Source organism: Propioniciclava sp. MC1683 (assembly GCF_014164675.1).
GTDB lineage: Bacteria > Actinomycetota > Actinomycetes > Propionibacteriales > Propionibacteriaceae > Propioniciclava.
Genome location: NZ_JACJFX010000006.1, coordinates 149,080 through 162,347, shown reverse-complemented (window position 1 = coordinate 162,347; position 13,268 = coordinate 149,080). Strand labels below are relative to the sequence as shown.

At 71.0% G+C, this 13,268-nt stretch carries 10 protein-coding genes; 2 read left to right on the top strand and 8 right to left on the bottom strand.

Annotated elements, in window-relative coordinates:
- Nucleotides 1-23: 23 nt before the first annotated feature.
- From H5397_RS05725 to H5397_RS05710, 4 genes are all read right to left on the bottom strand, one after another.
- The gene (locus H5397_RS05725) at nt 24-818 is read right to left on the bottom strand and encodes a hypothetical protein (RefSeq protein WP_182815506.1); all 795 of its coding nucleotides are present in this window, start codon (nt 816-818) and stop codon (nt 24-26) included.
- Between the two features lie 32 nt (nt 819-850).
- Nucleotides 851-1,483 (bottom strand): serpin family protein, encoded by a 633-nt coding sequence (locus tag H5397_RS05720; protein ID WP_182815504.1) that lies wholly within the window; start codon nt 1,481-1,483, stop codon nt 851-853.
- A gap of 101 nt (nt 1,484-1,584) precedes the next feature.
- Complete coding sequence (gene thrC / locus H5397_RS05715; RefSeq protein ID WP_182815502.1) at nt 1,585-3,021, bottom strand: threonine synthase; 1,437 nt, start codon at nt 3,019-3,021, stop codon at nt 1,585-1,587.
- A gap of 44 nt (nt 3,022-3,065) precedes the next feature.
- The gene (locus tag H5397_RS05710; protein WP_309224286.1) at nt 3,066-4,550 is read right to left on the bottom strand and encodes a helix-turn-helix domain-containing protein; all 1,485 of its coding nucleotides are present in this window, start codon (nt 4,548-4,550) and stop codon (nt 3,066-3,068) included.
- 120 nt (nt 4,551-4,670) lie between these two features.
- Here H5397_RS05710 and aceA point away from each other — a divergent pair, with 120 nt between their 5' ends.
- Both aceA and aceB read left to right on the top strand, forming a co-directional pair.
- Nucleotides 4,671-5,951, top strand: coding sequence for an isocitrate lyase (gene aceA, locus H5397_RS05705; RefSeq protein ID WP_182815500.1), 1,281 nt, complete (start codon nt 4,671-4,673; stop codon nt 5,949-5,951).
- 31 nt (nt 5,952-5,982) lie between these two features.
- Nucleotides 5,983-7,590, top strand: a complete 1,608-nt coding sequence (gene aceB, locus H5397_RS05700; protein ID WP_182815498.1) for a malate synthase A — start codon at nt 5,983-5,985, stop codon at nt 7,588-7,590.
- A gap of 100 nt (nt 7,591-7,690) precedes the next feature.
- On the opposite strand, the gene H5397_RS05695 is transcribed toward aceB, so the two are convergent.
- The 4 genes from H5397_RS05695 to H5397_RS05680 form a co-directional block, all read right to left on the bottom strand.
- The gene (locus H5397_RS05695; protein ID WP_182815496.1) at nt 7,691-9,085 is read right to left on the bottom strand and encodes an amidase; all 1,395 of its coding nucleotides are present in this window, start codon (nt 9,083-9,085) and stop codon (nt 7,691-7,693) included.
- Nucleotides 9,086-9,191: 106 nt separating this feature from the next.
- Nucleotides 9,192-10,175: a polyprenyl synthetase family protein gene (locus H5397_RS05690; protein WP_182815494.1), complete on the bottom strand. Its 984-nt coding sequence runs from the start codon at nt 10,173-10,175 to the stop codon at nt 9,192-9,194.
- Nucleotides 10,172-11,752 carry an NADH-quinone oxidoreductase subunit NuoN gene (nuoN, locus tag H5397_RS05685; protein WP_255438648.1) on the bottom strand — a complete coding sequence of 527 codons (1,581 nt, stop codon included), beginning with the start codon at nt 11,750-11,752 and terminating at the stop codon, nt 10,172-10,174. The genes H5397_RS05690 and nuoN overlap by 4 nt, the downstream gene beginning before the upstream one ends.
- Nucleotides 11,752-13,260 (bottom strand): NADH-quinone oxidoreductase subunit M, encoded by a 1,509-nt coding sequence (locus tag H5397_RS05680; protein WP_182815493.1) that lies wholly within the window; start codon nt 13,258-13,260, stop codon nt 11,752-11,754. The genes nuoN and H5397_RS05680 overlap by 1 nt, the downstream gene beginning before the upstream one ends.
- Between the last annotated feature and the right edge of the window lie 8 nt (nt 13,261-13,268).

The following is a 13,268-nucleotide window of genomic DNA, read 5'->3' as shown; positions in this document are numbered from 1 at the left end:
CGTGCCGGGGGCGCGCCCGGGGTTCACTCCCAGGTGCGGCTGCCGGGCGTGACGCTGAGCTGGTCGGCGGACGGCCACGACCAGTCGACGGTCTCGGGGTCGAGGTCCTCGTCGTCGACGAACTGCGACAGGCGCCACAGGCGTCCCTCGGAGACCTCGAGCACGACCTCGTGGGAGCGCCCGGCGCGCTCGAACGTCGCCACGACGGGCCACACGAAGTCGTGCAGCAGGGCCGCCGGGGCGTCCGCGGCGACCTCGAAGCCGAGCGCCTGCGGGTCCCCGATCGAGCCCGAGCGGGCGGTGGCCAGCTGGGCGCGGAGGCGGTCGGCATCGTAGCCGTCGACGGCGTCCAGCAGGGCGGAGACGATGCCGTGGACGTCCGCGGGGACATCCCCCACTCGGCGCAGGTCGTCGTCGAGGAGGAACTCATCGTCGGTGCCGTCGGACCACCGCTCGAGGCGGCGCTCGACCACGGCGAGCACGGCGACCCCGGCCACGGTGAGCCCGGCCATCCACAGGCGCGGACGCCGTGCGCCGGCGTCGCGCAGGGCCCGGATCATCCAAGCGTCCGTGCGCTCCCACAGGCCGATGGAGGCCACCACGAGGCTGCCGGCGGCGACCGCCCACGGGGCGGTGTCGCGGGGGTCTGTGTCGGGCGTGGCCACGACCTCGGCGGCGCTGGCGCCGGCCAGCGCGGTCCAGTAGGCGCCGCGGGCGAGGCCGCGGACGCGGTTGGGGTCGACCAGCGCGAGCCCGCCGTAGGCGGCGGCGCGGGCGAGGTTGGTCAGCAGGGGACGGTCCAGGACGGGGGTGTTCATGCCCCTTGCCTACCAGACCTGCCCAAGGGGTGTCAGGCGCTGGGGTCGGCCACCACGCCCACGAACAGCGGCGTGGCCGTGGCGAGGTGCACCAGCGCGTAGCCGAACGGGCGGTCGCAGGTGAGCTGCTTGGGCGGGCCGGCGGAGCCGCCGGCCTCCATCCCGATCGCCGTCGCCGCCGCGGCCTCGATGCCCTTCTCGTCGATGGCCACCACCGCCTGGTGCTGGACGAACCCGATGTGCAACCGCTCACGGGCGGTCATGGGCGAGAAGTCGGCCCGGTCGGGGTCGAAGGCGTCCCGGACGCCGATCGCCGCCAGCGCGTCGGCCAGCGCCGCCTCGGTGCGGACCTCGAACTTCGGCAGCCCGACCGAGACCGGCGCGGTCTCGGCGCGTAGCAGAGCGGGCAGGGCGTGCGAGGTCAGCGCGTCGAGGTAGGGCTGCTTCCAACCGTGGTCGCGCTGGGCCCAGATCGCGTTGGCGCCGTCGAGTTCGACGCCCTCCTCGCCCGTCATCGCCTGCCAGGTGGTGTTCACGGCGGCGGCCAGCGTCGAGGCGTCCTGCCCGAGCACCTCGCGGCCACCGGTGGTGCTCGACGCGCACCCCGTGGCCCACGCGGCCAGCCCGAGCGCCAGAGCGGTGCGGAAGAGATCGCGGCGGTCCATGGGTGCTCCTTCGAGAGTCCGTCACCGGATCCACGCTCCGGAGGGGCACCGCGTTGCAGTCGCCGCAGGCTGTCGGCGGCCGGAAGGCGGGCTGTGGGCGGTCAGCCGGCGGCGATCAGGCGCTTGAGGGCGTCCACGTCGTTCGGCAGGGCCAGCACGTGGCGGGGCAGGTCCTCCAGGCCCGCGAAGCGCTCGGGGCGCTCCACGTCGTGGCCCAGGGCCTCGACGATCGTGGCCGAGAACTTCACCGGCAGGGCGGTCTCGAGCACGATCACCGGGCCGGTGACCTCGCCGGCGGCGAGCAGGTCGCGGGCGACCTTGACCCCGTCGGCGGTGTGCGGGTCGACCACATAGCCCGAGCGGGCGGCCTCGGCGCGGATGGTCTCGAGCCGGTCGGCGTGGGTCGAGGAGCCGGCCACGAAGCCGAAGCGCTCGCGCACCTCGACGAACTCGGGCAACCCGGTGAGGATGAACAGCCCGTCGCGGGACAGGTCACGCCCGAACAGCCGCCGGATCGCCCACGCGTCGCGGCCGATCAGGTCGAAGACGAACCGCTCGAAGTTGGAGGCCTTCGAGATGTCCATGGACGGCGACGAGGTCTCGAGGGTCTCGGCCGTCCCGCGCACGCGGTAGACGCCGGTGGCGAAGAACTCCGCGAGCACGTTGTTCTCGTTGGTGGCGAGCACGAGGGTGTCGATCGGGATGCCCATCTCGCGGGCGATGTGGCCGGCACAGATGTTGCCGAAGTTGCCCGAGGGCACGGCGAAGGTGACCCGCTCGTCGTCGCGCTCGGTGGCGCGCAGCCAGAGCGCGACGTAGTAGACGACCTGCGCCACGAGCCGGGCCCAGTTGATCGAGTTGACGGCGCCGAGGGAGTGCTCGGCCTTGAAGGCCAGGTCGGCGTTGACCTCCTTGACCAGGTCCTGGCAGTCGTCGAAGACGCCGTCGAGGGCGATGTTGGTGATCGCCGCGTCGTCGATGCTGAACATCTGCGCCTGCTGGAACGGGCTCATCCGGCCCGCGGGGGTCAGCATGAACACCCGTACGCGCTCCTTGCCGAGCATCGCGTACTCGGCGGCCGACCCGGTGTCGCCCGAGGTGGCGCCCAGGATCGTCAGCGTGCGGTCGCGGCGCTCGAGCTCGTACTCGAACAGCTCGCCGAGCAGCTGCATCGCCATGTCCTTGAACGCGGCGGTCGGCCCGTTGCTCAGGTGCCCCAGCGAGACGCCGTCACCCAGGTCCGTCAGCCCCACGATCGCGGCGTCGGAGAACTTCTCGGCGGTGTACGCACGCTCGCAGATCGCACGCAGGTCGGCGTCGCCGATGTCGTCGACGTACAGCCCCAGCACGGCCGCGGCGAGCGCCGGGTAGCCCTCGACGGCGAGCAGGGCACGCCACGAGGCCAGCGTCGGGGCGTCCACCCTCGGGTAGCTCTCGGGCAGGTAGAGGCCGCCGTCGGGGGCCAGGCCCTCGAGCAGGATGTCGCAGAACGGCAGCGGGGCCCGGCCGTCGACGTCGCGGGTGGAGATGTACTTCACGAGGCAGGAGCCTACCGGCGGGCCGCCCCGCCGGCCGGGCCCGATCAGCCGTCGGCCTCGTGCGCCTGCAGGAAGGTGTACACCTCGGTCTCGTCGACGCCGGGGAAGGCGCCCGGCGGCAGCGCGGCCATCATGTGCGTGCGCGCGCGGGCGCTCGGCCACACCTGCCCGCCCCACGCGGCCAGCAGGTCGGTCGGAGGGCGCCGGCAGCAGGCCTCGTCGGGGCACGTCGAGCGCGTGCGGACCCGGGTGTCCCGGCCCCGGAACCACTTGGCGTTGACGAAGTCGGTGCCCAGCGCGATCGAGTAGCGCCCGCCGGCGGTGCGCTCGACCCGCACGCTGTCCCAGTAGGTGCCCGCCGGGGTGTCGGTGAACTGGTGGAACGCCTCGCCCTCGGCGACGCCCCGCTCGAACACCTGCCGGGAGGCCCACTGCCGGCACACCGGCTGGCCCTCGATGGCGCCGGTCGGGTCCATGGGGAAGACGATGCCGTCGTTCTCGTACGCCTTGTACACGGTGCCGGTCTCGTGCACCTTCGCGAAGTGCAGCGGGAACCCGAGGTGGCGGGTGGTCAGGTTGGTGACGCGGTGCGCCGCGGTCTCCCACGACACCTTGAAGGCGTCGGCGATGTCGCCCACGTCGAGGTCGCGCGCGTCGGCGCCGGCGCGCAGCATCGCCACCACCCCCGCCTCGGGCAGGGTGATCGCGCCGGCCAGGTAGTTGGTCTGCACGCGCTGGGCGAGGAACTCGGCGTAGTCGGCCGGCGGCGTGTGCCCGAGCACGTGGTGGCCGAGCGCCTGCAGCAGCACCGAGCGCTGGTCGTGCCCGACCGTGGACGCCTGCCGGGCCAGGTAGATCCGGTGGTTGCGCAGGTCGATCACCGACCGGGTCGAGTGGGGCAGGTCGTCGACGTGCCGGACCTCGAAGCCCAGGTGGCGCGCGAGCGCGTTGACGTCCTTGGTGGTGAACGGCCCGCCGTCGTGCCGCACGGCCCTCAACAGCTCGGACGCTTTGGCCTCCAGTTCGCCGTAGTGGTTGCCCCGGTCGCGCATCTGGCCGCGGAGGACGGTGTTCGCCCGACGCGCCTCCTCGGGCGTGGCGATGTGCTGCTCCGAGAGGCGGAGCACCTCGCGGTGCAGCGCGACCATCGCCTCCAGGACGTCGGTCGGGGTGCGCGGCCCGACGCGGATCGGCGGGAGGCCCCGCGAGGTCGCCAGCGGCGAGCGCATGAACCCGTCGAGCTCGATCTCGAGCTGGGTCCGCTTGGTGGTCGGGCCAGCCAGGAGGGCGTCCAGCGTCACGCCGTACAGCTTGGCCAGCGCCTGCACGGTGGAGAGCTTGGCATCGCGCTTGCCGTTCTCGATCAGCGACAGCTGGGAGATCGCGACGCCGATGGCCTCCGACACCTGGGCGAGGGTCATCCGGCGGCTCTTGCGCAGGGCGTTCAGCCGCCTCCCGAGGGTGAAGGCATCGTCCATCGGGTCGGGTTCAGGAGCGTTCTGGCGGCGCTGCCAGGGCGACGAAGTCACAATTTCAGTCTAGTGAAAAACGTCAGAAATTGACATGGGAACCCTCTGGCGGCTGTATCTCGACGTCGAGAAGATGAAGTCACGGAGGCAACGCAGCCACCGACACATAAGGAGAAGAACATGTCGGAGATCACCGCCGAATCCCTGGCCAACGACTGGGCAACCAACCCCCGCTGGAAGAACGTCCGTCGCGACTACTCCGCCGAGGACGTCATGAGCCTGCGTGGCAAGGTGCAGGAGGAGTTCACCCTCGCCAAGCGTGGTTCGGAGATCCTGTGGGACGAGGTCAACAAGGGCGACGGGTACTACATCAACTCGCTCGGCGCGCTGACCGGCAACATGGCCGTTCAGCAGGTCAAGGCCGGCCTCAAGGCCATCTACCTGTCCGGCTGGCAGGTCGCCGGTGACGCCAACCTCTCGGGCCAGACCTACCCCGACCAGAGCCTGTACCCCGCCAACTCGGTGCCGGCCGTCGTCCGCCGCATCAACAACGCGCTCATGCGCGCCGACCAGATCGAGCACCTCGAGGGCATCTCCACCGTCGACAACTGGCTCGTCCCGATCGTGGCCGACGCCGAGGCCGGCTTCGGTGGCCCGCTCAACGCGTACGAGCTCATGAAGGGCATGATCGCCGCCGGTGCGTCCGGCGTGCACTGGGAGGACCAGCTCGCGTCCGAGAAGAAGTGTGGCCACCTGGGCGGCAAGGTGCTCATCCCCACCAAGCAGCACGAGCGCACCCTGAACGCCGCTCGCCTCGCGGCTGACGTGTCCGGCGTCCCGTCGGTCATCATCGCCCGCACCGACGCCGAGGCCGCCACGCTGATCACCTCCGACGTCGACGAGCGCGACGCCAAGTGGATCACCGGTGAGCGCACCTCCGAGGGCTTCTACAAGGTCAAGAACGGCATCGAGCCGTCGATCGACCGCGCGATCGCCTACGCCGACTACGCCGACCTGATCTGGATGGAGACGGGTACTCCCGACCTCGAGTACGCCCGTCAGTTCGCCGAGGCTGTCAAGGCCGAGAAGCCCGACCAGCTGCTCGCCTACAACTGCTCGCCGTCGTTCAACTGGAAGAAGCACCTCGACGACGCGACGATCGCCAAGTTCCAGCGCGAGCTGGGCGCCATGGGCTATGCCTTCCAGTTCATCACGCTGGCCGGCTTCCACGCGCTCAACTACTCGATGTTCGACCTGGCGCACGGCTACGCCCGCGAGGGCATGACCGCCTACGTGAAGCTGCAGGAGGAGGAGTTCGCCTCGGAGTCCCGCGGCTACACCGCCACCAAGCACCAGCGCGAGGTCGGCACCGGCTACTTCGACGCCGTCGCCACGATCGTCAACCCCGAGAGCTCCACCACGGCGCTGGCCGGCTCCACCGAGTCCGAGCAGTTCCACTGACAGGCAGCCCCAACCGGGAAGGGAAAAACACATGACCCAGGGAACCAACCCTGACTTCAACCCGCGGTTCAGCAAGCAGGCGCCCGACACCGCTCCGGGCGAGGAGCTGATCCTCACCCCGGAGGCCGTCGACTTCATCGTCGAGCTGAACGACCTGGCCACCGAGCGCCGCGACGAGCTCCTCGCCGCCCGCAAGGCCCGGCGTGAGGCGATCTCGCAGGGCACCGACCCGACGTTCCTGCCGGAGACGGCCCACATCCGGGCCGACGACAGCTGGAAGGGCGCTCCCCTGGCCCCCGGGCTGGAGGACCGCCGCGTCGAGATCACCGGCCCCACCGAGCGCAAGATGACCATCAACGCGCTCAACTCGGGTGCGCTGACCTGGCTGGCCGACCTCGAGGACGCCAACCAGCCGGCGTGGGACAACATGATCGGCGGGCAGCAGAACCTCTACGACGCGATCCGTGGCACCATCTCGTTCTCCTCCCCGGAGAAGGAGTACGCGGTCACCGCCGAGAGGACGCCGACCATCATCGTCCGCCCCCGTGGGTGGCACTACGACGAGAAGCACCTCTTTGTCGACGGCAAGCCGATGGTCGCCGGTGTCGTGGACTTCGGCCTGTACTTCTTCCACAACGCCCGTGAGCTGCTGGCTCGGGGCCGTGGACCGTACTTCTACCTGCCGAAGATCGAGAGCCACCTCGAGGCCCGCCTCTGGAACGACATCTTCGTCAAGGCCCAGGACCTCCTCGGCCTGCCCCAGGGCACCATCCGCGCGACGGTCCTGATCGAGACGATCACGGCCGCGTTCGAGATGGAGGAGATCATCTACGAGCTCCGCGAGCACAGCTCCGGCCTCAACGCCGGGCGCTGGGACTACCTGTTCAGCATCATCAAGAACTACCGCGACCGTGGCGAGGACTTCGTCCTGCCCGACCGCGCGCAGGTCACGATGGCGGTGCCGTTCATGCGGTCCTACGCCCTGCAGCTCGTCCGCGCCTGCCACCGCCGTGGCGTCAGCGCGATGGGCGGCATGGCGGCGTTCATCCCGAACCGCCGTAAGCCGGAGGTCACGGAGAACGCGCTGGCCAAGGTGCGCGAGGACAAGAACCGCGAGGCCGACGACGGCTTCGACGGCTCGTGGGTGGCGCACCCGGACCTCGTGCCCGTCTGCAAGGAGGTGTTCGACGCCAAGCTCGGGGACAACCCGAACCAGATCGACCGCCTCCGCGAGGACGTCGTCCCCGACGACAAGGCCCTGATCTCCCTGGAGATCCCGGGCTCGACGGTGACCGACGCCGGCGTCCGCACCAACATCGATGTCGGCATCCGCTACATCGAGGCCTGGCTGCGGGGCAACGGTGCCGTGGCGATCCACGACCTCATGGAGGACGCGGCCACCGCCGAGATCTCGCGCTCGCAGATCTGGCAGTGGCGCAACGCCGGGGTCACGACCGTCGAGGGCAACGAGGTCACCACCGAGTGGCTCGGCGAGGTGTTCGACGACGTGTTCAACGGCCTCGAGCGCTTCGAGGGTGACCGGTACGACGACGCCCGCGGCCTCTTCCAGGAGGTCGCCCTGGCCGACGAGTACCCGGACTTCCTCACCCTGCCGGCGTACCAGCGCTACGTGGCCTGACCGCCACGGGGCAACCCAGAACGGCCCCCTCTCCCGCGTGTAGCTCCTTATGCGCGCGGGCGAGGGGGCCCTCTGTGTTCCGGGCCCGGACGCCGCGGGCTCAGGCCAGCGGCGCCACCGGTGGCCACGGGTGGGCGGACTCCAGCTGTGCAGCGAGCCGGAGGAGGACGTCGTCGCGCCCGCGGCGGCCGGTCAGCATGACGCCGATGGGCAGGGTCTGGCCGTCGACCTCGGCCCGCACCAGCGGCAGGCTGATCGACGGACGCCCGGTGAGGTTGGCCACCGACGTCCAGGGCGTGTGGTCGATCTGGGCGGCGAAGTCTGCGGCCGGGTCGGCGTCGTTGCGCAGCGCCCCGACGAAGGCTGGCGGCTGGGCGAGCGTGGGGGTCAGGACGACGTCCAGGCCGGCCCAGTTCTGGTCGACCTCGTACTCAAGCAGCTGGATGGCGGCCATCGCCTGCGCGTACTCGGCCCCGCTCACGCGGCGCCCCCGCGATCGCAGCCAGGACGTCATGGGGGTCAGCTCGTCCTCCACCTCGGGCGGCAGCGGGATCGAGGCCGCCCCCGTTGCCCAGACCACGTCGAAGGCCGCCCAGCGCTCGGCGGGGAAGGCGCGCGGGGCGTCCGAGACCTCGTGGCCGAGGTCGGCCAGCCAGCCGGCCACGGTGGTCGCGGCCGCGACGCAGGCCGGGTGGACCGCGGCGGTGTCGGAGATGACCGGCTGGGTGGTCACGCCGATGCGCAGGCGGCCGGGCTCCCGGTCGAGGGCGGCGAGGAGGCTGCCCCATGGGGCGTCCGGGGCCAGCACGTCGAGGCCGAGCGCCGTGTCGGCGACCGTGCGGCTGACGACGCCGTCACAGACCAGGCCGGGGCCGGGCGTGCGGGTGGGGAGAGTGCTCACGACGCCCCGGGAGGGCTTGAGCCCGACGATGCCGCAGGACGCCGCGGGGATGCGGATGCTGCCGCCCCCGTCGGAGGCGTGCGCGATCGGGACGATGCCGGCGGCCACGGCCGCGGCGGCTCCCCCGGAGGAGCCGCCGGCGCCGCGCCGCGTGTCCCAGGGGCTGACGGCCGGGAGGCGGCCGGCCGGTTCGGTGTAGGCCGGGAAGCCGAACTCGGGGGCGGCGGTGGTGCCGAGCGTGGTGGACCCTGCGTCGACGAGTCGCTGGGCGACGGCGTCGGTGCGGCGGCCGATGTTGCCGACGAGCGCGCGGCTGCCGGCCTCGAAGGGGAGGCCCTCGACCTCGGTGAGCTCCTTGATCGGCACCGGGACGCCGGCCAGCGGCCCGGGGTCCTCGCCGCGCGCCACGGCCGCGTCGACCGAGGCAGCCTGCGCGAACGCCCGCTCGCGGGTGATCGCGGCGAACGCGCCGAGGACGGGGTCGAGGCGTTCGGCTGCGGCGAGCGCGGTGCGGGTCACCTCGACCGCGCTCCACTCCCCCGCCCGGACGCGCCGGGCGACCTCGACTGCGGGGGCGTGCGGATCGATGCTCATGCGCCCAAGCTAGCGCGTCGGGGCGTGTGACGGTTCCCGTGACATTTCCGGGTGGCAGGACCCCAAGGATCCTTGGGGTCCTGCCACCCGGAAATGTCACGGCGGCTCAGTGGGAGCGGGAGACCACCTGGTCGCAGAGGGCCGACAGTGCGTCGCGGGCGGGCCCCTCGGGCAGGCGGGACAGGTAGCCGCGGGCCAGCTCGGCCCGGCGCTCGACCTCGGCGCGGGCCTCCTCCAGCACCGGGTGGGCGCGCAGGGCGGCGAGCGCCTCGGCGACCTCGTCCTCGTCGGTGATCGGCCGCGACGTCAGCTCGAGCAGGCGCGCGTCGTCGGGGCCGGCCGACGCACGCAGCATCAGCACGGGCAGCGTCGGGACGCCCTCCCGCAGGTCGGTGCCCGGCGTCTTGCCCGACGTGTCGGACGCGATGTCGATCAGGTCGTCGCTCAGCTGGAAGACGACGCCGATCTCCTCGCCGTAGGCGGCCAGGGCGTCCAGCACCTCCTGCGGGGCGCCGCAGACCATGCCGCCGAACACCGTGGACGCCGCGATCAGCGACCCGGTCTTGTCGGCGACCACCTCGAGGTAGTGCTCGAGCGGGTCGTCCTCGGCGCCGGGGCCGCGGGTCTCGGCGATCTGGCCCTGCACGAGGCGGGCGAACGTCTCGGCCTGCAGCAACACGTAGTCGGTGCCGAGGGTCGCGACCGTCGAGGACGCGCGGGAGAACAGGAAGTCGCCGACCATGATGGCGACGGTGTTGTCCCACCGGCTGTTGGCCGAGGGGACGCCCCGGCGCATCTCGGCCTCGTCCATGACGTCGTCGTGGTACAGGCTGGCGACGTGGGTGAGTTCCATGACGACCGCCGCGCGGTCGATGGCGGACGCCTCGGCGCCCGGGTAGAGCTGGGAGGCCAGGACGACCAGCAGCGGCCGGAACCGCTTCCCCCCGGCCGCCAGCAGGTGCTGGGCGGCGTCGGTGGTGAAGGCGGTCTGGGCGGCCGCGGTGTCCTTGAGGCGTGTCTCAACAGCGTCGAGGCGGTCGCGCACGACCGCCTCGAACGCCGGATCGACGTCGACGTTGAGCGAGGTCACCGCAGGAAGCCGCCTGCGAAGGTGGCGAGCTGCATGACCTGGTCTGGCACGAGGCCCAGCCAGACGGTGGCGACCGCGCCGATGACCACGGGGATCCACGTCCACGCGCTCGCGTTGCCGACGTAGACGCCCTTGGCCGCCGTGCCGCCGAACATGACCACGATCACGCGGAGGTAGAAGTACACCGCGACGAGGCTGGCCAGGACCGCCACGACCACGAGCCACCAGTAGCCGCCGCGCCACGCCGCCGTGAACACGGCCCACTTGCCGATGAAGCCACCGGTGAGCGGGATGCCCGCGAAGCTCAGCATGAACAGCGAGAACAGGCCGGCCACCCACGGGTTCTTGGCCGCCAGGCCGGACCACCCGGCGATGGTGTTCTCCTCACCGGCCGCGTTGCGGACCATCGTCACGATGGCGAAGGCGCCGACCGTGGCGAAACCGTAGGCCGCGAGGTAGAACATGATCGCGGAGGCCGAGGTGCCCTGGCCCGCCGGGACGACCTGCGTCGCGCCGACGATCGCCACGAGGATGAAGCCCGCGTGGGCGATGGAGCTGTAGGCCAGCAGGCGCTTGATGTCGGTCTGGGTGAGGGCGCCGATGATGCCCACGACCATGGTGAGGACCGCGAGCACCGCGAACAGCGGCTGCCAGGTCCAGCGCTCGCCGTCGAGGGCGACGTAGAACACGCGCATGGTGGCGCCGACGGCGGCGAGCTTCGTGGCGATGGCCATGAAGCCGGTGACCGGGGTCGGGGCACCCATGTAGACGTCGGGCGTCCAGCTGTGGAACGGCACGACGCCGACCTTGAACAGCAGGCCGATGGCGAGGAACGCCAGGCCGACCAGCACCAGGCCGTTGCTCCCCGCGTTGGCCGCGATGGCCTCGTGGATGCCGCGCAGGTCGAGCGAGCCGCTGAACACGTACAGCATCGCGATGCCGAAGAGGAAGAAGCCCGAGCTGAAGGCACCCAGCAGGAAGTACTTCAGCGCGGCCTCCTGGCTCAGCAGGCGGCGACGACGCGCCATGCCGGAGAGCAGGTAGAGCGGCAGCGAGAAGACCTCGAGGGCCACGAACATGACGATCAGGTCGGCCGAGGCCAGGAAGACCATCATGCCGCCGAGGGCGAACAGGCCCAGCGGGAAGACCTCGGTGTGCTCGTAGCGGGCGGCCGTGGCGTCCGACTCCTCGAGGGAGCCGGGCACCGACGCGGCGGAGGCCGCGAACGCGGTCACACCGCCGTTGAGCTGGCGCTCGGAGAACACCATGAACGCCAGGGTGCCGAAGACCAGCAGCGCGCCCCACATGAAGTAGGTCGGGCCGTCGAGCATGAGCGAACCCATCGCCATGCGGCCGCCGTACTGGCCGCGCCAGTTGATGACCAGGAAGGCGATCGACACCACGACGGTGGCGAACACCAGGGTCATCTGGGCGAGGAAACGGTACGCCCGGGGCAGGACGGCCTCGAGCAGGATACCGACGCACGCCGCCGCGAAGACGAGCAGGACCGGGGCCAGCGCGCGCCACTCAAGCGTGGGCGCCGCCATCTCCAGGACCGGCATGAGGAACGTCGACATCACTTGGCTCCCTTCACGACCGGGGCCGGGTCGGTGGTACCGACGTAGGCCAAGGTCGCCTTGGCGGTGGGCTCAACGAGCTGCACGGCGGGCTGCGGGACGAACCCGAGGAACAGCAGGATTCCGATGATCGGGACCATGACCGCCTTCTCGACGCCGGTCAGGTCGCGACCGGTGAACTGGGCGGCGGTGGCCTCGCTGATCGGGCCGGTCATCGTGCGCTGGTACATGCGGAGCACGTACACGGCGGCGAGCACGACACCGATGATCGAGACCGCGGTCACGATCGGGTAGCGGCTCCACGTGCCGGCGATCACCATGAACTCGCTCACGAACGGCCCGAGGCCCGGCAGCGACAGGACCGACAGGCCCGAGACCAGCAGGACGCCCGCGGTGACCGGGGCCACCTTCTGGACGCCGCCGTACGCGGCGATGTCGTAGCTGCCGGTGCGCTTGGCCATGAAGCCCACGACGAGGAACATGGCGGCGGTCGAGAAGCCGTGGTTGAGCATGTAGAGGATCGAGCCGCTCATCGAGGCGGTGGTGAAGGCGTAGATGCCCAGCACCATGAACCCGAAGTGGCTGACCGAGGTGTAGGACACCAGGCGCAGCAGGTTGCGGCTGCCGATGGCACCCAGGGCACCCCAGATGATCGAGACGACCGCGAACCACACCATGAACGGGGTGATCCACAGGGACGCCTCGGGGAACAGGCCCAGGCAGAACTTGATCATCCCGAAGGTGCCGATCTTGTCGAGCACGCCGACCAGCAGGGTCGAGGTGCCCGGGGTCGCGTTCTCGGCGGCGTCCGGCAGCCACGTGTGCAGCGGGACCATGGGCGCCTTGATGATGAATGCGATCAGGAAGCCCAGCATGAGCCAGCGGCCGAGGTCACCGTCGAAGCGGATCGCGGCCAGGTCGGGCACGAGGTAGGAGGGCACGCCCTGGGCGGCGCCCACGACGTACACACCGACGACCGACGCCAGCATGATGAGACCACCGGCGAGGCTGAACAGCAGGAACTTGACCGCCGCGTAGCTGCGCCGCACGCCGCCGAAGCCGACGATCAGGAAGTACGTCGGGATCAGCGTCGCCTCGAAGAAGAGGTAGAACAGCAGGACGTCGTTGGCCATGAAGACGAACAGCGAGAGGCCCTCGAGGATCAGCACCAGCGCGAAGAACGCCTGCGCGCTCCAGCGGTTGGCCGGGGGCTCCCACTCCGCGATCAGGACCAGCGGGGTCAGGATCGCCGTCATCAGCACCATCGCGATGCCCATGCCGTCGACGTCGAGGGCCCACCAGGCGCCGAACGCGCGGATCCAGGGCACTTGGACCGCGAGGTCGGTGCCGCCAGCGTGGAGCACCGCGACGGTGATCGCCACGGCTAGCGTGATGCCGGTGAAGACCAGGCCGAGCGCCCGCGCCGCACCCTTGCCCATCGGCAGGAGCAGCAGCACACCGCCGATCAGCGGCAGCAGGCCGAGGAAGGTCAACCAGGGGAATGTCATGTCAACTC

What these genes read in the sequence shown, in the direction of transcription:
- H5397_RS05725 (WP_182815506.1), bottom strand. Translation starts at nt 818, where the DNA reads ATGAACACCCCCGTCCTGGACCGTCCCCTGCTGACCAACCTCGCCCGC.
- H5397_RS05720 (WP_182815504.1), bottom strand. Translation starts at nt 1,483, where the DNA reads ATGGACCGCCGCGATCTCTTCCGCACCGCTCTGGCGCTCGGGCTGGCC.
- aceA (WP_182815500.1), top strand. Translation starts at nt 4,671, where the DNA reads ATGTCGGAGATCACCGCCGAATCCCTGGCCAACGACTGGGCAACCAAC.
- aceB (WP_182815498.1), top strand. Translation starts at nt 5,983, where the DNA reads ATGACCCAGGGAACCAACCCTGACTTCAACCCGCGGTTCAGCAAGCAG.
- H5397_RS05695 (WP_182815496.1), bottom strand. Translation starts at nt 9,085, where the DNA reads ATGAGCATCGATCCGCACGCCCCCGCAGTCGAGGTCGCCCGGCGCGTC.
- nuoN (WP_255438648.1), bottom strand. Translation starts at nt 11,752, where the DNA reads ATGTCGACGTTCCTCATGCCGGTCCTGGAGATGGCGGCGCCCACGCTT.
- H5397_RS05680 (WP_182815493.1), bottom strand. Translation starts at nt 13,260, where the DNA reads ATGACATTCCCCTGGTTGACCTTCCTCGGCCTGCTGCCGCTGATCGGC.